This is a genomic window from Tritonibacter mobilis F1926 (assembly GCF_000376545.2).
Taxonomy (GTDB): domain Bacteria; phylum Pseudomonadota; class Alphaproteobacteria; order Rhodobacterales; family Rhodobacteraceae; genus Epibacterium; species Epibacterium mobile.
Window position 1 is genome coordinate 1,020,091 of the sequence record NZ_CP015231.1, and the last position, 20,063, is coordinate 1,040,153.

Consider the following 20,063-nt stretch of genomic DNA (forward strand, 5'->3'; position numbering starts at 1 on the left):
CGCACTGGCGATGATCTGCGCATTATGACCCAGCCCTATTCTTACCGCGATGATCCGCAGGTCCCGGCCTTTGACGATAGCGCGCCCATTGCCGTGATGGATGCGGAATGTGCGATTTGTAGCTGGGGCGCACGCATGATCCATCGGTTGGATAACAGTCGCCGGGTTCGGATCTGTCCGGTGCAATCTGATCTTGGTGCCGCGCTCTTGCGCCATTACGGCTTGCGCCCCAATGACCCGACGAGCTGGCTTTATCTCGATGCAGGGCGCGCGCATGTGGACTTTGAGGCAGTGATCCACGCGGGCCAGAGCTTTGGTGGATGGGGGCGTATGGTTTGCGTGCTGCGGCTTTGCCCGCGTTTCTTGCGGGATTGGCTCTATCAACGTCTGGCCCGCAATCGCTACAGGGTGTTCGGACGTGCCGATATGTGCGCCTTACCTGATCCTGAATTTCGCAAAAGGCTGATGCAGTGAAAGTACTGCTCATAGGTGGGACGGGTGTTTTTGGCTCGCGCCTTGCGCGGTTGCTGATCCGAGATGAACATCAGGTCACACTCGCGGCGCGAAACAGGGCGCGTGTGCAGGTGCTTGCATCTGAGCTTGGCTGTGATGCCATCACGCTGGATCGCGATGGTGATCTCTCCAGCGTTGTCGGCTTTGATGTGGTGATTGATGCAGCGGGTCCGTTTCATACCCATGGGCCTGATCCCTATCGACTGGCACGTGCCGCTCTGAAAGCAGGGCAACATTATCTGGATCTCTCTGATAATGCCGCGTTTTGTGTTGGTATCCGCGCATTGGACACCGAGGCGCAGGCGGTCGGGCGGGCGGCGATCTCGGGCCTCTCATCAGTGCCTGCCCTCTCAAGCGCGGCGGTGAGCGCGTTGTCAGCGGGCGCCAGACCAGAGGTGATTGATACGGCGATTTTGCCGGGCAATCGCAGCCCGCGTGGCATTTCAGTGATGACCTCAATCCTGTCGCAGGCAGGACGTCCCATGCGGGTCTGGCGCAGTGGTGCGTGGGAGGAGGTCACAGGTTGGTCGGACCCTCGCATGTATGATCTCCCGGACGGGGTGCGTCGTCAGGGCTGGCAGATTGAGGTGCCAGACCAGTCGTTATTTCCCGCGCATTTCGGGGCTGACAGTGTGACCTTTCGGGCGGGGCTTGAGCTGGCCATCATGCGCTACGGGCTGGCGGCGTTCGCTCTGTTGCGCAAATTTGTGCGGGTACCTGTGAATGGATTTGTGGTGCAGGTTTTCAAAATCGCCGCCGATCTTCTCTCCCCGTTTGGGAGCGGACGGGGCGGTATGTCGGTAATGGTGGTAGTTGCTGGCGAGCGGCGCTATTGGCGTTTGCTGGCCGAAGACGGGGACGGGCCGTATATCCCGGCAATTGCGACACGCGCGCTCTTGCGCCGCAATGTTCTCCCCGTGGGCGCGCGTCCGGCGCTTGATGTCATCACTCTTGAGGAGGCCAAGGCAGCGATGTCAGACTTGCGCGTGAAGACCGAAGTAGCCTCTGTACCCTTCCAGCCTATATTTCCGCCGGTGCTCGGAGCGTCGTTTGATGCCTTGCCCGAAGTGGTGCGCAAAACGCATCTCACGACGGATATCAGCCGTTGGCAGGGGCAGGCGCGTGTGCGTCGGGGGAGCAGCCTCTGGAGCCGATTTCTGGGAGGTCTGTTTGGATTTCCACCCGAGGCAGGTGAGATCGACGTTGAGGTGGTAAAGACTGCAACGCCACAGGGTGAGCGATGGAACCGCCGGTTCGGCTCAAGCCGGTTTCGTTCCTTCCTGACCGCAACGCCTGACGGGATGACTGAGCGCTTTGGCCCGTTTACATTCCTGCTTGGCCTGACGGTCGAAGAGACCGCCCTGTATTTTCCGGTGAAGTCCGCCCGTGTTGGTCCGCTGCCATTGCCGCGCTGGCTGCTACCGGTCTCAATCGCGCGGGAATATGAGCAGGGTGGGCGTTTTTGTTTTGATGTGAAGCTCCATGCGCCTGTCACAGGGGATCTGTTGGTCCATTATCAGGGCCAGCTATCGCCAGTCCCGCGCGCCGAGGCGTCAGAGCGATAGGACCAGCCGCACAGTGCGCGGCTGGCCAGAGTAAGTTTGGGATCAGAAGAAACCCAGTTTGTTCGGGTTGTAGCTGACCAGCATGTTCTTCGTCTGCTGATAGTGGTCCAGCATCATCTTGTGCGTTTCCCGTCCGATCCCCGACTGTTTGTAGCCACCAAAGGCCGCATGAGCGGGGTAGGCGTGGTAGTTGTTCACCCAGACGCGCCCTGCCTCGATATTGCGGCCAAAGCGATAGGCGCGGGTGCCATCGCGGGTCCAGACGCCAGCGCCAAGGCCGTACATGGTGTCATTGGCAATCGCGAGCGCCTCTTCTTCGTCTTTGAAGGTGGTGACCGATACGACGGGGCCAAAGATTTCCTCTTGGAATACACGCATTTTGTTGTGGCCCTTGAGGATCGTGGGCTGGATATAGAACCCATTGGCGATATCACCGTTGAACCGTGCGGCATCGCCGCCGACCAGAACCTCTGCACCTTCTTCGACGCCGATGGTCAGATAGGACATGATCTTGTCCTGCTGTTCACGGCTGGCCTGCGCGCCGACCATGGTTTCAATATCGCGCGGATCGCCTTGCTTGATCGCTTTCACGCGCTCGATGCACCGCGCGATGAACTCTTCATAGATGTCTTCCTGAATAAGCGCGCGAGAGGGGCAGGTGCAAACCTCGCCTTGGTTGAAGGCAAAGAGCACAAAGCCTTCGACTGCCTTATCAAGAAACGCATCATCCTCTGCCATCACATCGGAGAAGAAGATATTGGGCGATTTGCCCCCAAGTTCCAGCGTGACCGGGATCAGGTTTTTGGTCGCGGCCTTCATGATGATGCGCCCAGTCTCGGTGGAGCCGGTAAAGGCGATCTTGGCAATTCGGTTGGATTCTGCGAGCGGGCCGCCAACCTCTGGTCCCATACCGTTTACGATGTTCAGAACCCCATCTGGCAACAGGTCTGAGATCACTTCGATCAGGACGAGGATCGCCGCCGGGGTCTGCTCTGCGGGTTTCAGCACGATACAGTTGCCCGCCGCCAGTGCAGGTGCCAATTTCCACGCCGCCATCAAAACCGAGAAGTTCCACGGGATGATCTGCCCCACCACGCCAAGAGGTTCGTGGAAGTGGTAGGCAACCGTGTCGTGGTCAATCTCGGACATGCTGCCTTCTTGGGCACGCAGGACACCGGCGAAATAGCGAAAATGATCGACCGAGAGCGGAATATCGGCGGCCATGGTTTCGCGGATTGGCTTGCCGTTGTCCCATGTCTCGGCGGTGGCGATCAGCTCAAGGTTCTCTTCGATACGATCCGCAATCTTTAATAGCACATTGGCGCGTTCCGCCGCCGAGGTCTTGCCCCAGCTCTCTTTGGCTGCGTGGGCCGCATCCAGTGCCAGTTCCACGTCCTCTGCAGTGGAGCGCGCAACTTCGCAAACCTTTGCCCCAGTGATGGGGGTGATATTGTCAAAATACTGCCCTTTCACCGGAGCGACGAAACTGCCGCCGATGAAATTGTCGTAGCGGGCCTTGAAAGGCGATGTGTAGTCGCCTGCGACCTGGGTCATCTCGTTCATGAAAAATCCTCCTCTGTGCATCCGGTCCTCCACCGGAGTCACAAGGAAGGCTGCCCTAGGGCGCGCGCGCCGTCATCTGCCTGCGCGTAGAGTCTCATCAAACCTGTCTCAGCTTTGAGACAGGTTGGCCGCGGGTTCGAGGAATTTCATCCGCCCGTGAGGCCCAGCCGTTTCATGCGCCGATAAAGGGTGGCGCGGCCGATACCCAAAAGCCGTGCGGCCTCGGACACATTTCCGCGCGCTCGCGACAGCGCCCGGTTCACCGCAGCGCGTTCGGCCCGGTCAAATCCGCCCACTTCATCCTCGCCCCCAAAAAGATCTGACGCAGGGCAGGGGGTGATAGGGCCTGTGGCCGCGAGGCTGAACGCCTTGCGTGCGGCGCGGGTTGCACCTCTGACGATATCGTCACTATCCACCGCAAGCAGAACCGCTGCGTCCGTCGCGCCCGCCTCTGCTGTCACAATACGCGCATCGGGAAAGGCGTCCCGAAAATTCTCCACCTCAATCTGACGTGCAGTCTGCGCAACCATCGCGGCAATAAGCTGATTGAAGGAAGCGGTCTGATCTGCCCGCGCTGACGACACATCCAGCGCGCCGATCAGGCGACCATCGGCACCAAAGATTGGGGCATCCATGCAACTCATGGCCGTGTTGCGGGCGTGAAAGTGCTCTTCGCGATGAATAATCACCTGCCGCCCTTCGGCGATACAGGTCCCTATGCCATTGGTGCCTTCGGAGGCCTCGGACCAATCGGCTCCCGGCGTGAGCCCCCATGCGTGAAAGGTATCACGATCGCCATCACTTGCGCGCAGATCCAGAACCACCCCTTCCGCATCGGTCAGCAAGACGCCGCAGCCTGATCCACCAACAAGTTGAAACAAGGCATCAATCTTTGGCAGAGCGATACGGCGCATCCTGTCCGCTTGATCGAGCCGCTCGGTTAAGGCGTGCGCACATACACGTTGCACCTCGCGGTGTTGACCGGGGTCAAGCCCGTAGTGATTGAGCGACCTGCGCCATGAAGCGGCCAGCCGTGACCGCGCCGCCGCACCCGGATGACCGGCGGTTTTAAGGACATGATCGATATGCCGTGATAGAGAACTCATGCTGAAACACCCTCAGTCACCGACGATAGCGAGCGATCCGCGTTCTGGAAAGCCTCGCGTATTGGGCGCAGGTTGCGGCGGGCTACCTGCTTGCCAAGGTAGGGTGGCATTGGAGCAAAACCGGGAGAGACATATGTTATTTGAAAAAGACCACAGGCACGGCAGCACAGCAAAGCAGCGCCGCTACGCTCGATTTGAAATCGCATATACTTTTGCAGACTTCGGTGCTGCATTCAGTTTTATTGTTGGGTCGATCTTTTTCTTTTTGAGCCATTGATGACCGCAGGCACATGGTTGTTCCTGTTTGGCTCCGTCTTGTTTGCAGCAAAGCCCAGTATTCGGTTGATCCGGGAAATCAAACTCGCCGCAATGGGTGACGACGATATCTTGGCAAAACGCTATCAGGACTGAGCGCGACTGCGCCCTGCGGGCGGCTTTCAGGTCGCATCTTATACGAAGCGGTTCGACCATGGTGCGCCAAGGCTTGAACCCGGAGGCAATCTTTGCCATTGCCATGGACAAACCTGATGACTTTGCCAAAGGGCGCTGACCGATGAAATTCACTCTCTCCTGGCTCAAGGACCACCTCGACACTGATGCAAGCGTTGAGGAGATCACCGAGACCCTGACCGACCTCGGGCTGGAGGTCGAGGAGGTCGTGAACCCCGCCGATATGCTCGGTGCGTTTACACTGGCCAAGGTGGTTGGCGCAGAGCAGCACCCGGATGCGGACCGTCTGCGCGTATGTCGCGTGATGACCGATGAGGGCGAAAAACAGATCGTTTGTGGTGCACCCAACGCGCGGGAAGGCATCACCGTGGTTCTGTGTAAACCGGGCGACTATGTGCCGGGGCTGGATTTCACCCTCTCTGTTGGCAAAATCCGTGGCGTTGAAAGCCATGGTATGATGGCCTCTTGGAAAGAGCTGACGCTGGGCGAAGATCATGACGGCATTGTTGAACTGCCCTCTGGCGACGTCGGCGACAAGCTGGTCGATTGGCTGGCGGCTAACGATCCCTCCAAGGTCGATCCCGTCATTGAAATCGCCATCACGCCAAACCGTCCGGACGCGCTTGGTATCCACGGGATTGCCCGTGATCTGGCAGCGCGTGGATTGGGGACGCTGAAAACCACCGGTTACACACCGGTTGAAGGCCAGTATGAGAGCCCGATCAAGGTCACCATTGATGAGGACACTCTGGATGGTTGCCCGCTGTTCACAGGCCGCATGATCCGTGGCGTGAAAAACGGCCCCTCGCCCAAGTGGCTGCAGGACCGACTGACGGCGATTGGCCTGCGTCCGATCTCTGCACTGGTGGATATCACCAACTTCTTCACCTTTGATCAGAACCGCCCGCTGCATGTTTTCGATGCGGCCAAGGTCACGGGTAATCTGCGCGTCCACCGGGCGGCAGGCGGTGAAGAGCTGCTGGCGCTTGATGAGAAAACCTACACGATGCAGGCGGGCCAGATGGTCATCTCCGATGACAATGGTGCCGAGAGCATTGCTGGCATCATGGGTGGTGAAGAAACCGGCTGCACCGACGAGACTGTTGATGTGTTCCTTGAGAGCGCGTTTTGGGATCACGTCCAAATCGCGACCACCGGTCGTGCGCTCAAGATCAACTCAGATGCGCGCTACCGGTTTGAGCGCGGTGTCGACCCGGAATACACCTACGAAGGGTTGGAGCGCGCTACGCAGATGATCCTTGATCTGTGCGGTGGCGAGCCCTCCAACGTGGTTTCCGCAGGCGATGTGCCCGATCATTCACGCGCCTACCGTCTAAACGCAGAGCGGGTGCAGTCGCTGGTTGGGATGGATATTCCGGAAAGCGAGCAACGCCAGACTTTGACGCGTCTTGGTTTCCGCCTCGAAGGGAATTTGGCCCATGTGCCAAGCTGGCGTCCTGACGTTCAGGGCGAGGCTGATCTGGTCGAGGAAGTTGCGCGCATTGCTTCGCTCACCAAACTTGAGGGCAAACCGCTGCCGCGCCTGACCGCTGGTATCCCGGCTCCGGTGATGACGCCGCAGCAGCGCCGCCTGCAAATGGCGCGCCGCACGGCAGCTTCGCTCGGTTATAATGAGGTGGTGAGCTACACGTTTATCGACAAAGCGGCAGCAGGACTGTTTGGTGGTGGCACCGATGTGACCATGTTGGCCAACCCGATCTCTTCGGAAATGTCACATCTGCGTCCTGACCTGTTGCCGGGGCTTTTGCAGGCCGCTGCGCGCAATCAGGCGCGCGGGTTCGCTGATGTGTCTCTGTTTGAGGTTGGTCCGGCCTTTACCGGTGGCGAGCCCGGCGAGGAACGCATCCAAATCTCGGGTCTTCTGGTCAATCGCAACGGACCGAAAGATGTCCACGGTGCCTCGCGCAATTGGGATGTCTATGACGCCAAGGCCGATGCCGAAGCGGTGCTGGCCGCCATTGGTGCGCCCGCCAAAGTGCAAATTCTGCGTGAAGGGGATACTTGGTGGCATCCGGGCCGTCATGGCCGGATTTGCCTTGGCCCTAAGAAGACGCTTGGTGTCTTTGGCGAGTTGCACCCCAAGGTGCTGAGTGAGCTTGGCATAAAGGGCACAGCGGTTGCCTTCACGATCTACCCGGATGAGATCCCACTGCCGCGCAACACCGGCGCAAGCCGCAGCGCGCTGGCGATCAGCGATCTCCAGGCGGTGGAGCGGGACTTTGCCTTTGTGGTGGACGCAGAGGTTGAAGCACTGACGCTGGTGAATGCCGCGGCGGGTGCTGACAAGGCACTGATCGAGGATGTGCGCGTCTTTGATGAATTTATCGGCGGCGCGCTGGGCGAAGGTAAGAAATCTCTGGCGATTGCGGTACGTTTGCAGCCTGTCGACAAGACCTTGACCGAAAAGGACATCGAGGCGGTAAGCGAGAAGATTGTCGCCAAGGTCAGCAAAGCCACAGGCGGAACGCTGCGCGGCTGATCGCATCGTTAAGCTTTTGCTGAATTCACCCAACGCGCCCCTGAAAGAATGGGGCGCGTTTTTTGTTAGGGTTGCGAGGGGCCAGCCCCTCGCGCTCCCCGGGATATTTGGGGTTAGAAGAGAACAGGCTGTCAGATTCTCTGGGTCAGGGCGGAGGCCAGGTGATCAAAAACAAGGCGGATTTTGCGGCTGGTGTGAAGCTCGCGGTGCGTGATGAGCCAGAATGGGAACCGCGTCGTTGGGACCCAGTGCATAATCCGTTCGATCCCTTGGGTTTGCTCGGCAACCTTGTCGTGCATCGGCGCGATGCCAAAGCCAGCGCGAAGCAGATCCCAGCCGACCAACCCATTGCGGGTCTCAATGCGAAACTGGTCGGGACGTAGGGTGAGGCCAAGATCGCGAGCGTGCTCGATCATCCGTGTGGTCTCGCCAAAACTGATAAAATCATGAGTGGCGAGGTCCTCGGGGGTCTGGGGGCGTCCGTGCTGGTCAAGGTAGCTTGTGGCCGCGTAGAAATGTGCTTGGCCATCAGGAAGCTGACGGGCAATCAGGTCAGGTTGTTCGGGGCGTATATGTCGGATTGCGATATCGGCTTCTCGTCGCATCAGATCGCGAATGTCGTTTGCTGCCACAAGGTCGATGGTGAGCTGGGGGGCAATCTGGCGCAACTGGTGTAATATTGGTGGCAGCACATAGGACGAAAGGATATCGCTGGCAGTGATCCGAATGGTGCCGTCAATCGCTTCGGCCTGCCCTGAGGCGGTGAGGGTCAGAGCAGAGGCTGCGTCACCCATGTGGCGTCCGTGCTCCAACAGCTGTCTGCCAGCTTGCGTCAGTGCCAGTTTGCGCCCAATGCGTTCAAACAGAAGAAGCCCGAGTTCGGCTTCGAGCGCCGCGACCTGACGCGACAGGGTGGGTTGCGTCAGGCAAAGCTGCCGTGCGGCTGCAGAGAGTGAGCCTGCCTCAGCCGTCACCAAGAAGGCGCGGATGTGATTCCAGTCGACTGTGCGCAGCTTGTCCATGCATATACGTATATAGATACTGCGAATTTCCACAATTTATATGCGCTTTTTGTATGTCTATCCTACTCATATTCAGAGGGAGATTGTCATGTCGGTCAATGCAATGTTTTGGGATAGGGTTGCCAAAAGATACGCCGCACAGCCCGTATCTGACCCGGCTGCATATGAGGTGACCCTGAGCCGGACAGCCAGTTACCTGAGTGCTGATCAAACAATATTGGAGTTAGGGTGTGGCACCGGTAGTACCGCCGTGACGCTGGCGCCAAGTGTTGCGCAGATGTTGGCGACGGATTTCTCTGCCAAGATGATTGAGTTTGGGCAAGAGCGGGCCCGCGCGGCGGGGCTCAGCAATTTGAAGTTTCAGGTTTGCGACCTTGAGACCGCACCCGTGGGGCCATTTGACGCGGTGCTGGCCTTTAACCTTTTTCACCTGCTGCCGGAACTGGATGCAAGTTTGCAAAAGGTGTCGCAGCGGTTGAAACCCGGAGGTTTGTTTATCTCCAAGACGGTATGTATGCAGGATGCCAAAAGCGGCCTGAAGCGGCGCCTGATAGGTGCGGTTCTGCCGATGATGCGATGGGTCGGCAAAGCGCCCGATACAGTTCATTTCATGACGGTGCGAGACTGGCAAAGACGGATTGAAATGGCGGGATTTGAAATTCTTGAGACAGGCAGCTATCCCGCCGATTTACCCAGCCGCTTTGTGGTGGCGCGCAAGTCGTGATGGGGTTGGCCCGTCGCGCCTGAACCGATAGGGCTTGATCTGAACCCACGGCCCCCCATCTGGGGGTGAGGCAGGAGGACCAAATGACCCTATCCGTTTATCTTTCCGGTGAAATTCACACCGATTGGCGCGAACAGATTATCGATGGCGCGCGCAACCTGAGTGTCTCTTTTGACAGCCCGGTTACTGATCATGGCGCCTCTGATGATTGCGGCGTTGCAATCCTTGGCGCGGAGGACAACAAATTTTGGCATGATCACAAGGGGGCCAAGCTAAATGCCATTCGGACCCGCAAAGGCATCGAAGAAGCCGATGTGGTCGTGGTGCGATTTGGGGAAAAATACAAACAGTGGAACGCTGCGTTTGATGCGGGCTATGCTGCCGCGCTTGGCAAATCGATCATTGTGCTCAGTCAACCTGAACATCAACATGCGCTGAAAGAGGTCCACGCCGCAGCCCTTGCTGTGGCTGAGGATCCCAAACAGGTGGTCAACATCCTCACCTATATTCTAACCGGAGAACTGCCTGCATGACGCTCCCCGTGCTTGAAACGGATCGGTTGATCCTGCGTCCGCATGAATTGAGAGACTTTGATGATTTAGCCCAAATGTGGGCTGAACCTGATGTCGTGCGCTATATCAGCGGGAAGCCCTCAACCGAGGAAGAGAGTTTGGGGCGGTTGATGAAGTATATCGGCCATTGGTCGATGCTTGGGTTTGGCTATTGGGCGGTGACGCTTCGCGAGACCGGGGCCTATGCCGGGGATGTCGGGTTTGCTGATTACCGCCGCGGGATGACGCCGAGTCTTGAGAGCGTGCCCGAGGCGGGGTGGGTGCTGTCTCCCAAGGTGCATGGCAAAGGCGTCGCAACCGAAGCGGTGGCGCGCATGCATCAATGGGCGCAGGACGAAACCGATTGGCAACAGACCTGCTGCATTTTTGACCCAGAGCATAAAGTGTCGCAAAAAGTGGCGTTGCGTCTTGGGTATCAACCGGCCGAAGCGCTGGGTGATTATGGTGGGCTACCGACGTTGATTATGCACCGTAAGATGACCCGATGAAGTTCTGTCGCGCCGACTGCGCGCGACAGAAGTCTCATTCTGCTATGGGTTGAGAATTCTCAAAACAGGGCGTTGAATTCGCACAAAGCCTGAACCGTTTTTTAACGGTGCCTTGCTAGGAATAACGATGAATTAATGATTCAGCTTGTTTTCCTTGCGACCTCAACATCCCTGGTATTTATGTCTGACACATCTAAACACGACCGCCGCCGGTCTCGCTTTGAAGTCACTCCGGAAACCGAAGACCGCGGCCTTTTCAAACGTGGTTTGACGCAAGTGGCTGTCGCATTGGTTCCGGTTATCAGCAAAACGCCGCGTGGGGATGTCTGTGTGCGCGGCTATGTTGAAAAAGGCGAAGAAATCACCGTGATTTTTGCCGGGCGCCGGGTGGCAGAGTTTGCACCGATGCATGAAGAATTGCGCAGGTTGCTGACAGAGGCGAATTATTCTGCACAGCGGCTCAAGAAAGATCCTCCGCCCATCAATTCTATCCAGCTCCCGGCACAGATCGAGGGGGCGTGGCGGCTGCGATTTGAACGCAGTAGCACAGGTGAGGATATCCGGGTGCTACAATTTTTAGCCGCGCGCTGGGGATTTCGTGACCGAAACGGTGAAACGGTCACCAATGGCAAGCAGGCGCTCTATGGCAAACGTAGCGCGGATATCAGCGCGCGCTGAGAGGCCAATCTTGATGCCTCAATGTTCCTGTCACGCTATCTTTTCTTAAGGAAACGTGGGGATAGTTGTCTTTCAAATCCCACCGCCGCATGGCCAATTCTTGCAGCCTATATCTGACATAAATGCCCCCGTTTGTCCCACCAATCGATCGCCGTAAAAAAGGACCGGTTTCGCCGGAGTATGAAGATAGCGGCCTGTTCAAAGGTGGCGTCATACAAGTGCAACTCGCCTTGGTTCCTGTCTTTGGAACGACCTCACGCGGGGATTGCACCGCCCGTGGTTTTAATGCCGATAGGAAAGAGGTGAGCGTGGTGTTTGCGGGCCGTCGGCGTCCGCATTTTCAGGCGCTCTATACGCAGCTTCGCTACATGTATGCGCAGGCCCAACAACGGGATTTGGAACGCAAGGTCGCGATGCGGGATGTGAATTCCATCCAGTTGCCGGTGCAATGCGAGGGGTCATGGCGCGCTATTTCTGAGACAGACGCAGAAGGGCAGGTGCATCAACACTTACAGTTCATGGCCGCACGCTGGGCGTTTCAGGCGCATGACGGTCAAACGCTGAAATATGGGACCGCGCCTTTATTGCCAAAACCGGGCGACCCCGCGCAGGCGCGTTCCAACAAGCCACCTCGGCCCTATTTTGTCCCGGTGTCCCCCGCCCGTGGGCAGGGGAGTGTGTCTTAGGGCAGGAGGCGCAATCAGCCTTCCTTCTGAATTTCCACGCTGTGGGGGTAGGGGATGGAAATACCTTCGGCATCGAAGGTCTCTTTCACCCCTTGGATCATCGCCCATTTCAGTTCCCAGTAATCAGCCGCTTTGCACCACAGACGGGTGGAGATATCGACAGAGCTGTCACCGAGGTTGGTCACACGAACCCAGGGTTCCGGGTTGGAGAGAACACGGCCATCGGCTTCGGCAAGACGCAGGATGATCGCTTTGGCTTTTTCAATGTCATCACCGTAGTCGATGCCATATGTGATATCGAGCCGGCGTGTGTCATGGGCCGAATAGTTGGTGATGATGGAACCCCAGGCCTGACCGTTCGGTACGATGATCTGCACATTGTCCGGTGTGACAAGTTCAGTCACAAAGAGGTTCAGATCTTTTACGGTGCCTGCTGTGCCACCGATGTCCACGAATTGGCCCAGTTTATACGGGCGGAACAGGATCAGCATAAAGCCAGCTGCCAGATCGCTCAATGTGCCTTGCAGGGCGAGGCCAATGGCGAGGGTGGCAGCACCCAGCATCGCCACGAGGCTGGTGGCCTCGATGCCAAAGACGCCAAGCACGGCAACCAGCACGATGGCCAGCAAGACCCAGCGGATGAGGCTTGCAACAAAGTTGCCGAGTGTCTCGTCAATTTGCGGTGTTTTGTTGATGCGGCTGCGCACTGCGCCTGAAATCAGACCAGCTGCGATCCAGCCGAGTACCAAAACCACCAGCGCTTTTGCGCCGCTGACGACCAGTGGCCAGTACGCACCGGCCTGTTCGATTACATTTTCCATGTCAGTCCCCACGTTTCTCGGGTTGCGCCGTGCAGGCCGGGGGAAGGTCCGGCGGGTCACGGGGCACTATTTTGCACGAGCCAAAGGTATCGTTCTCGCGTCATCCCTATTTGCGACAGGCAGGTGGCGAAAATCGAGAGGTTTTTAACCTTTTCAGGGGGGAATTTGCCTTCGGCGACCGCTGAAAAGCCGATTTTAGCAAAAAGCGCGGCCCCAAAGGGGAGGCCGCGCTATCTGGGGCAGTATTGCGCCCTCTTCATTCTATCGAAAATTGCTCAGCTTGCATCGCGCAGGGCGAGGGTCGGTGAGAGCACATCAAGACCAAGCGCTTTGCCCACGGCGTAATAGGTCAGCTTGCCTGCATGCACGTTCAGACCATTCAACAAATGTGGGTCATCGGCGCAGGCCTGTTTCCAGCCCTTATCGGCCAGTGCCAGCAAGAAGGGCAGGGTGGCGTTCCCGAGCGCTTGGGTCGAGGTGCGCGCCACAGCGCCCGGCATGTTGGCCACGCAATAGTGCATAATGCCGTCGACCTCGTAGATCGGGTCCGCATGAGTGGTGGCGCGGGAGGTTTCAAAACATCCGCCCTGATCAATGGCCACATCCACCAGCACTGCGCCGGGTTTCATTTCGGACAGATCCGCGCGCGAAACCAATTTTGGCGCAGCTGCACCGGGGATCAGCACCGCGCCGATGACCATGTCGGCCTCGCGGATCAGTTCGGCTGTGGCTCCTGCAGTGGAATAACGGTTCTTAAAGGTTCCGCCAAAAACGTCGTCCAGATACTTCAGACGCGGCAGAGAGCGGTCGAGTACGGTCACATCCGCGCCCATTCCGGCAGCAATCTTGGCGGCATGGGTGCCGACAACGCCGCCGCCGACAACAACCACTTTGGCCGGAGCCACGCCGGGCACACCCCCCATCAGCACGCCACGACCACCGTTCGCCTTTTGCAGGGTATAGGCACCCACTTGCGGCGCTAAACGGCCTGCAACTTCGGACATCGGCGCCAAGAGCGGCAGGCCGCCACGGTCGTCGGTCACGGTTTCATAAGCGATCGCGGTACAGCCGGATGCCAGCAAGTCATGGGTCTGTTCGGGGTCGGGAGCCAAATGCAGATAGGTGAACAGCAGCTGACCTTCGCGCAGCATTTTGCGCTCGATGGCCTGCGGTTCCTTTACCTTGACGATCATATCGGCGCTGGCAAAAATTTCCTCGGCGGTGTCGATGATTGCAGCACCTGCGGCGATATAGTCCTCATCGGGAAATCCCGCGCCAAGGCCCGCACCTTTCTGGATCATCACCTGATGTCCATGTACGACTGCTTCGCGGGCTGCGTCTGGCGTCATGCCAACGCGAAATTCCTGTGGCTTGATTTCCGTGGGGCATCCGATTTTCATGGGGTCTCCTCCGTTCCCTACAGGGACATAGTGTCGCAGAGCTGCGTGCAAATGTGCTGCTTTTTTGGGCACCATGAAAACTCGACTTTCGAATTTTCTTCGACTATGAGGGAGTCTCACGCAAGAAAAGGTATGTCGTTTGGCGTTAGATCAGGTGGATCGTCGAATCCTCGCGGTGCTGCAAAAGCAGGGCCGGATCTCAAACAGTGACTTGAGCGAGACGGTGAATCTCTCTGCATCTGCCTGTCACAGGCGGGTTCAGCGGCTTGAGAGCGACGGCTATATTCGCAACTATGTTGCCCTCCTTGATGCCCGGAAGCTAGGGGTGCCGACCACGGTTTTTGTGGAAATAACGCTTCAGACGCAGGCGGACGAGGTGTTGGACGCGTTTGAAAAGGCGGTAGCCCGGATACCGGATGTGTTGGAGTGCCACCTGATGGCTGGGACCGCCGACTACATTCTGAAAGTTGTGGCAGAGAACACCGACGACTTTGCCCGCATCCACCGTCAGCATCTCACCCGCTTGCCGGGCGTGGCGCAGATGCAATCGAGTTTTGCGTTGCGCACTGTGTTCAAAACCACGGCACTGCCAATCAGTTGATGCTGACTTAGCGGCTGCTTTGTGCCAAACGGCGTAAAAATTGTGCGGGCTGCCTTGTTTACGTCGTTGATCCGGGCGCAAACTGGGCGTGGTGATAGAGTTTTTTGCCCAAGTGGCTGTTTTTCGACCCTTACGCCGCCATCTGACACCAAAGGATCACATGCCAGCTATATGCATTGGCGAGCCTGTATAATTCAAAGGAGACACAGTGTGAGCAGCGATCAGGACAATACATCCTTCGAGTGGCTGGAAGCCGAGCTGCAGGACACGCTGGACGAGGACTTCGAAATCGAATTCGCCGAGCCCATGCTGTCCATGGAGCTTCGCAAAATCTATCGCGCCCAGCATCCCGAAATGCTCGACCGTAAGGTCTATTTCCGCAACCTTCTGCGCCTGCAGGCGGAGCTGATCAAAGTGCAGGATTGGGTCCAGCACACCGGTGCCAAGGTATGCATCCTCTTTGAGGGGCGCGACAGCGCCGGTAAAGGGGGCGTGATCAAACGCATTACGCAGCGGCTCAATCCGCGGGTTGCGCGGGTCGTGGCCTTGCCCGCGCCCAGCCGTCGCGAACAAAGCCAGTGGTATTTCCAGCGTTACGTGCCGCATTTGCCAGCCGCGGGCGAGATCGTCTTGTTTGACCGCTCTTGGTACAACCGCGCCGGTGTCGAGCGTGTGATGGGCTTTGCCACGGATGATCAAGTCGAACAGTTTTTTCAGGACGTTCCGGAATTTGAACGCATGCTGGTCCGTTCTGGCATCATCCTGCTGAAGTACTGGTTCTCCATCACCGACGAAGAGCAGCAGCTGCGATTCCTTATGCGTATTCATGACCCGATGAAGCAGTGGAAACTATCGCCGATGGATCTGGAAAGTCGCATCCGCTGGGAACAATACACCAAGGCCAAGGAAGACATGTTCTTTCGCACCAATATCGACGAGGCTCCTTGGTACATCGTTGAAGGCAACGACAAAAAGCGCGAACGTCTCAACTGCATCGAGCACCTGTTGACCAAGATCCCTTATCACGATGTGCCAAGTGAAAAGGTCAATCTTCCAGATAGAGAATATAACCCGAGTTATGAGCGCAGGGTGCTTCCAGACGAGCTGTACGTGCCCAAAATATACTGAATTGGGGCGACAATACGCAGTCATTTGGGGGGCGAGGGGAAATCCTCGCCCTTTTCGTATTCCTTATACTAGTCGTTGTCTTGCGCGCCTTGCGGGGTGTCACCACTCACGAATTGGTGCTGGCATGTGTCTGTTGAGAGGCGCGAAGATCGCCCATCGCGCGAATTGTCCCTTCCCGACCGAAGAGCCAGACTGTAGGAATGCGCTTATGATCTGGAATTTGCCCAATATCCTCACAGTCCTGCGACTGCTGGCAGCGCCAGCGCTGGCGGTGATGTTCCTCTTTTTCAGCCGCCCCTATGCGGATTGGTTCGCGCTGGTCTTGTTTGTGAGCGCGGCCATCACCGATTGGTTCGATGGCTATCTGGCGCGCAGCTGGAAGCAGGAAACCAAGATGGGCGCGATGCTTGACCCGATTGCCGACAAGGCGATGGTGGTGATCGCATTGATGATCCTCGTGGGGTATTCGACGTCGCATTGGACCGCGTGGCTGGTCCTTCCTGCCACGGTTATCCTGTTTCGAGAGGTGTTCGTCTCTGGCCTTCGGGAATATCTCGGCGATACAGCTGGGACGCTCAAGGTGACTAAGCTCGCCAAATGGAAAACCACCGCCCAGATGATCGCCATCGCGACCCTGTTTTCCCAAGGTATTTTCGAGCATCATCTCGGGATGGGTGGATTTGGCATGGATGTGCAGATGGTGCAGGATGTGCTCAGCGGTACGATTGAAGATACGCAAGGTCTACGGTTTTACTTCGAAGGCATGATCTGGTCCGGGCGCATCGGATTGGGGCTTTTGTGGATCGCAGCGGCGCTGACGCTGATCACGGGTGTCGATTACCTGAAAAAAGCCCTGCCATACCTGAAGGAGACACGCTGATGGATGTTCTCTATTTTGCATGGGTGCGTGAGCGCATCGGTCTGCCCAAAGAAACCGTCGAGACCTCTGCCGTCACCGTGGCAGAACTCATTGAGGAGCTGAAGGCACGTGAAGAGCGCTATGCCGCAGCCTTTGCGGATTTGTCTGCCTTGCGCGTGGCGCTTGATCAGGAGCTGGCAGAGTTTGACGCGCCGCTTGAGGGCGTGCGCGAAGTGGCGTTTTTCCCACCGATGACCGGGGGCTGATCCCATGCGGGTGCTCGTCCAGCAGGAGCCTTTTGATTTTGGCTCGGAGGCTGAGGCCTTTGCACGTGACGCCGGTGGCGCGGGTGCTGTTGTTACCTTTACCGGTGTGGTGCGCGAGGCGGACAGCGGTGCCATGGCGGTGATGGAGATCGAGCATTATCCGGGCATGACCGAAAAGGCGCTTGAGAAAATCGCATCAGAGGCGATTGCGCGTTGGGATTTAACGGATGCGCTGGTGATCCACCGTCATGGGCGCCTTGTGCCCGGCGATCAGATTATGATGGTTGCCACCGCCGCCCGTCATCGCGTCGCAGCGTTTGAAGCGGCTGAATATCTGATGGACTATCTGAAATCCCGCGCGCCATTCTGGAAGAAGGAAATTCTGCAGAACGGTGCTGAGGATTGGGTGGCTGCAAAATCTGCAGACGAGGATGCGCTTACGCGCTGGTGACGGTTGCTATGTTGCCACAGCCGTATCTTGGCTGAAGATATTCACCCAGCCGTTGTCTGTGCGCTGCCAGATTGAGCTTACGTACATGTCTTCTGCGGTAAGGTGGCCGCAGCGCTGAAAGCGTGCGTGATAACTCAATACGGCATATTCCGGCCCAAGAGCACGCGCGGTGAGCTGTGATAGCTCGTATGTCTGAACTGTCGGGCCATGCTCAAGCTGACCTGTGTGATCCGCTTTGCCCGCAAAACCAGTGCCGTAGACCCCGAGGAAGCTCTCGCACAGCAGCTCCGCATCTGCCGCCACATCGCCTTGAACAAGGGCATCCCAGACCTGTCGTTCGCACCTTGTGAGGTCTTGCAACAGGTGATCTGCGGACAGGCTGGTCATCCCTGCGCCTTAACCCTCACCACGCAGACGGTTGCGCAGTTCTTCGGTCTCGTATCTCGCCTCGCGCAGCCCATCCATTGCGGCGCGCAACTCGGCTTCGGTCTGGCTCAACTGGTTGGTCAGCTCGGCCTCGCGCTGCTGCAGATATGTGATCGCCTGATCGCGGGTTTCCTCTGCCTCGTGCAGCTCCTGACTCATGCGGTCCAGATCGGCCACATCGCTTTGCCGCACGCGGGTGAAACGGTGTACCAGCCAATTGGCAAACCACCCCATCGCAAAGGCGACAAAGAGGATGATCGCTGTGGTGAGGATGAACTCTGTTCTGCTCATTGTCCGTCGGTGTCCTCTTCGGGTTCGGCCTGCGCGGGCGCTGTTTCAGCCGTCTCATCTGTTCCAGAGTCGCCCTCGTCTTCGGCATCCTCGGCGTCAGGCAGCTCGCTCTCAATCAGGCGAAATTCAATACGCCGGTTGGCCTCGCGGCCGTCTTCGGTGCTGTTGCTCGCAATCGGATTGTCCTCACCATAGCCTTTCGCGACGAAGCTCCCGGTCAGGATGCGTCTGGCGCGCAGTGCATTCAGGACGGATTGCGCGCGGGCTTGGCTGAGGTTCAGGTTCATCTCCTCACGGCCTTGGCTATCTGTGTGTCCCTGAATTTCGAGCGGTATCTCGCCGCATTGCTGCAAGAGCTTGGCGATTTTGTCGATCACCCGCGCGCTGTCGGCAGCAACTGTGGCCGATCCGGGTTCAAAAGCGATTTTGTCGGCGCGTTGGATCGCGGCCAGCTCCGCCTCACACAGGGCAGGCGCCATTAACTGGTCATCTGGCTCGGGCGGGGCCTCATAGGTGATGTCGAGTTCGTAATCCTCGGCTTCGCCCAGTTTATCAGAAAGCATCCGTGCAATTTCGGCGCTGGCGTTTTCTTGATGGCTCATCCCACGCACGGCGACCAGTTCCGGCGTGACAGTAACAGAGCCACGTTCCAGCTGCGCCAAGGCATCAAGGGCCGCCAGCACCCGAATCGGCCAGACGCCGGGTAGATCAGGTGCGTTGCGGGTCGCCAGATAGACCGACCCACTGCCAAACCGCGCTTTGGCGTAGCTGTCTACAGTGCGCCGCTGTGCATTGTCGCTGAGCCGGCCGCGCAGTTGAACCTGCCCCTCGGGGCTGAGGGTGGCGGTGAATTCTGGTGTAAGGTCGGGGTTTTTCTCTTCGGGTTCGGGCAGCACGGCATGCAGGACGAAGACCTGCGGCAATGCGCTTTCCAGCTCGCCAACTACGTGATCAAACACCCCTTGTGCCGTGCCTTGGGCAGCAACAAGCGTCACCTCGCCATTGGAGAAGGTGATCGAACCTTGCCCCAGTTCTGTGAGCGCCTTCAAACCGCTTTCCACGGCGCGAGACCAACTCGCAGAGGGCACACCAAGGCCAATGGTGCAGTCGCTTTGGCGTCGCAGGCCTGCGTCTTGAGCCGCTTGCAGAATACGCAACCGGCTTTCCTCGCTCTCTGCAGAGCAGGCGTCAAAGCGTCCGCCGTCAGGGCCTAGAACATAGCGCAGTGTAAAGGGCGAGATAACCGGGCGCGGCGCCGCAATATCGAGCGTGACATGCACGGTCGGGGGCAGCATCCGGTTGAGGTCTGTTTCGAGCTTTTCTTTTGCCTCTGGGCTATCTGCAATGGCGGTGATCCGCACAACCCCGGCCTCGACAGAGATTTTGGTGCGCGGCAGGAGGGCCAGTGCCTTGAGCGCATAGGCCATGGCGTCATTCCAGCCCTTGGGCATCGGATAATCCGCCGTCTCAACAAAATCAGTGACCTCAGGATTGCCACGAATTGCGCTCAGTTTGCGGACAAGCGCGCTATGATCGCTGGCGCTTGGGATCAGGCCGATGATGGAAATTCCGGCGTCGTTGCGCAGGATCTCGGTCGAAAACCGGGGCGGGGCGATGCCTTTGGAAGGGGTGATCTCCATCAGGTCAATGATCCGCGCAGCGTCCACCACCGTGCCTACCTTGGAGATGGCTGCAAACCGCTTGGCCTCATCCGGGGCTTCGCCCGAAAGTTCCACACGCAGGCCGTCTGCGACCACTTCAGCCCAGGAAAACCCTGCCTTATCCAAGGTGCGGCGTACCACGATTTCTGAATTGTTCTCCAGCGCCGTCGCAGCAAATCCCGCAACCACCAAGCTAAGGCCGGCTGCACCGGCAAAGGCAGCGGTGGGGATCAGAAACGAGGATATGCGCATGAGGTAAGGAATTCCGGTAGTTTCGTCGTTAACGGTCTTA

The 20,063-nt window shown here is 58.0% G+C and carries 23 protein-coding genes; 15 read left to right on the plus strand and 8 right to left on the minus strand.

The genetic code is table 11. The features are described from left to right. Positions 1-24: 24 nt before the first annotated feature. Positions 25-474 (plus strand): thiol-disulfide oxidoreductase DCC family protein, encoded by a 450-nt coding sequence (locus tag K529_RS20250; RefSeq protein WP_040641501.1) that lies wholly within the window; start codon positions 25-27, stop codon positions 472-474. Continuing rightward, positions 471-2,078, plus strand: a complete 1,608-nt coding sequence (locus K529_RS20255; RefSeq protein WP_005612919.1) for an SDR family oxidoreductase — start codon at positions 471-473, stop codon at positions 2,076-2,078. The genes K529_RS20250 and K529_RS20255 overlap by 4 nt, the downstream gene beginning before the upstream one ends. A 42-nt stretch (positions 2,079-2,120) precedes the next feature. Here the strand turns inward: K529_RS20255 and adh are convergent, their stop codons facing one another. Beyond that, complete coding sequence (gene adh, locus K529_RS20260; protein ID WP_005612920.1) at positions 2,121-3,641, minus strand: aldehyde dehydrogenase; 1,521 nt, start codon at positions 3,639-3,641, stop codon at positions 2,121-2,123. Positions 3,642-3,787: 146 nt separating this feature from the next. Next, the gene (locus tag K529_RS20265) at positions 3,788-4,747 is read right to left on the minus strand and encodes a GAF domain-containing protein (RefSeq protein ID WP_198528114.1); all 960 of its coding nucleotides are present in this window, start codon (positions 4,745-4,747) and stop codon (positions 3,788-3,790) included. Here K529_RS20265 and K529_RS24010 point away from each other — a divergent pair. The 3 genes from K529_RS24010 (at position 4,746) to pheT (ending at position 7,697) form a co-directional block, all read left to right on the plus strand. Next, positions 4,746-5,024, plus strand: coding sequence for a YrhK family protein (locus tag K529_RS24010; protein WP_319822652.1), 279 nt, complete (start codon positions 4,746-4,748; stop codon positions 5,022-5,024). The genes K529_RS20265 and K529_RS24010 overlap by 2 nt on opposite strands. Beyond that, the gene (locus tag K529_RS24015; protein ID WP_005612925.1) at positions 5,024-5,158 is read left to right on the plus strand and encodes a YrhK family protein; all 135 of its coding nucleotides are present in this window, start codon (positions 5,024-5,026) and stop codon (positions 5,156-5,158) included. Before K529_RS24010 ends, K529_RS24015 begins: the two co-directional genes overlap by 1 nt. Before the next feature lie 142 nt (positions 5,159-5,300). After that, positions 5,301-7,697, plus strand: a complete 2,397-nt coding sequence (gene pheT, locus K529_RS20275) for a phenylalanine--tRNA ligase subunit beta (RefSeq protein ID WP_005612927.1) — start codon at positions 5,301-5,303, stop codon at positions 7,695-7,697. A gap of 131 nt (positions 7,698-7,828) precedes the next feature. Here pheT and K529_RS20280 read toward each other — a convergent pair whose 3' ends face one another. Then, a complete protein-coding gene (locus K529_RS20280; protein ID WP_005612930.1) occupies positions 7,829-8,719 on the minus strand; it encodes a LysR family transcriptional regulator in 891 nt (296 codons plus the stop codon). A 40-nt stretch (positions 8,720-8,759) separates the two neighbouring features. Here K529_RS20280 and K529_RS20285 point away from each other — a divergent pair, with 40 nt between their 5' ends. The 5 genes from K529_RS20285 (at position 8,760) to K529_RS20305 (ending at position 11,867) form a co-directional block, all read left to right on the plus strand. Next, positions 8,760-9,443: a class I SAM-dependent methyltransferase gene (locus tag K529_RS20285; protein WP_228707421.1), complete on the plus strand. Its 684-nt coding sequence runs from the start codon at positions 8,760-8,762 to the stop codon at positions 9,441-9,443. 83 nt (positions 9,444-9,526) lie between these two features. Continuing rightward, complete coding sequence (locus tag K529_RS20290) at positions 9,527-9,976, plus strand: YtoQ family protein (RefSeq protein ID WP_005612936.1); 450 nt, start codon at positions 9,527-9,529, stop codon at positions 9,974-9,976. Continuing rightward, entirely contained in the window at positions 9,973-10,503 is a 531-nt protein-coding gene (locus K529_RS20295) for a GNAT family N-acetyltransferase (RefSeq protein WP_005612938.1), read from the plus strand. Before K529_RS20290 ends, K529_RS20295 begins: the two co-directional genes overlap by 4 nt. A gap of 180 nt (positions 10,504-10,683) precedes the next feature. Then, positions 10,684-11,181, plus strand: a complete 498-nt coding sequence (locus K529_RS20300) for a hypothetical protein (protein WP_227431743.1) — start codon at positions 10,684-10,686, stop codon at positions 11,179-11,181. Positions 11,182-11,399: 218 nt separating this feature from the next. Then, positions 11,400-11,867: a hypothetical protein gene (locus K529_RS20305; RefSeq protein ID WP_227512301.1), complete on the plus strand. Its 468-nt coding sequence runs from the start codon at positions 11,400-11,402 to the stop codon at positions 11,865-11,867. Between the two features lie 14 nt (positions 11,868-11,881). Here K529_RS20305 and K529_RS20310 read toward each other — a convergent pair whose 3' ends face one another. After that, the gene (locus tag K529_RS20310; RefSeq protein WP_005612950.1) at positions 11,882-12,688 is read right to left on the minus strand and encodes a mechanosensitive ion channel family protein; all 807 of its coding nucleotides are present in this window, start codon (positions 12,686-12,688) and stop codon (positions 11,882-11,884) included. Between the two features lie 275 nt (positions 12,689-12,963). Continuing rightward, the gene (gene ald / locus K529_RS20315) at positions 12,964-14,088 is read right to left on the minus strand and encodes an alanine dehydrogenase (RefSeq protein ID WP_005612953.1); all 1,125 of its coding nucleotides are present in this window, start codon (positions 14,086-14,088) and stop codon (positions 12,964-12,966) included. Positions 14,089-14,227: 139 nt separating this feature from the next. Between ald and K529_RS20320 the strand changes: the two genes are divergently transcribed. The 5 genes from K529_RS20320 (at position 14,228) to K529_RS20340 (ending at position 17,393) form a co-directional block, all read left to right on the plus strand. Next, entirely contained in the window at positions 14,228-14,689 is a 462-nt protein-coding gene (locus K529_RS20320) for an Lrp/AsnC family transcriptional regulator (RefSeq protein WP_005612955.1), read from the plus strand. A gap of 210 nt (positions 14,690-14,899) precedes the next feature. Next, positions 14,900-15,817 (plus strand): polyphosphate kinase 2, encoded by a 918-nt coding sequence (gene ppk2 / locus K529_RS20325; protein WP_005612958.1) that lies wholly within the window; start codon positions 14,900-14,902, stop codon positions 15,815-15,817. Positions 15,818-16,025: 208 nt separating this feature from the next. Continuing rightward, positions 16,026-16,697, plus strand: coding sequence for a CDP-diacylglycerol--glycerol-3-phosphate 3-phosphatidyltransferase (pgsA, locus tag K529_RS20330; RefSeq protein WP_005612960.1), 672 nt, complete (start codon positions 16,026-16,028; stop codon positions 16,695-16,697). Further along, positions 16,697-16,942 (plus strand): molybdopterin converting factor subunit 1, encoded by a 246-nt coding sequence (gene moaD / locus K529_RS20335; protein ID WP_005612963.1) that lies wholly within the window; start codon positions 16,697-16,699, stop codon positions 16,940-16,942. The genes pgsA and moaD overlap by 1 nt, the downstream gene beginning before the upstream one ends. Before the next feature lie 4 nt (positions 16,943-16,946). Then, positions 16,947-17,393, plus strand: coding sequence for a molybdenum cofactor biosynthesis protein MoaE (locus tag K529_RS20340; RefSeq protein WP_005612966.1), 447 nt, complete (start codon positions 16,947-16,949; stop codon positions 17,391-17,393). A 6-nt stretch (positions 17,394-17,399) separates the two neighbouring features. On the opposite strand, the gene K529_RS20345 is transcribed toward K529_RS20340, so the two are convergent. Genes K529_RS20345 through K529_RS20355 form a run of 3 tightly spaced genes read right to left on the minus strand, consistent with a single transcriptional unit; the run spans position 17,400 to position 20,023 of the window. Further along, positions 17,400-17,780 carry a nuclear transport factor 2 family protein gene (locus K529_RS20345; protein WP_005612969.1) on the minus strand — a complete coding sequence of 127 codons (381 nt, stop codon included), beginning with the start codon at positions 17,778-17,780 and terminating at the stop codon, positions 17,400-17,402. 9 nt (positions 17,781-17,789) lie between these two features. Beyond that, positions 17,790-18,110, minus strand: a complete 321-nt coding sequence (locus K529_RS20350; RefSeq protein WP_005612972.1) for a hypothetical protein — start codon at positions 18,108-18,110, stop codon at positions 17,790-17,792. After that, complete coding sequence (locus K529_RS20355) at positions 18,107-20,023, minus strand: OmpA family protein (RefSeq protein WP_005612974.1); 1,917 nt, start codon at positions 20,021-20,023, stop codon at positions 18,107-18,109. Before K529_RS20355 ends, K529_RS20350 begins: the two co-directional genes overlap by 4 nt. Positions 20,024-20,063: the final 40 nt, after the last annotated feature.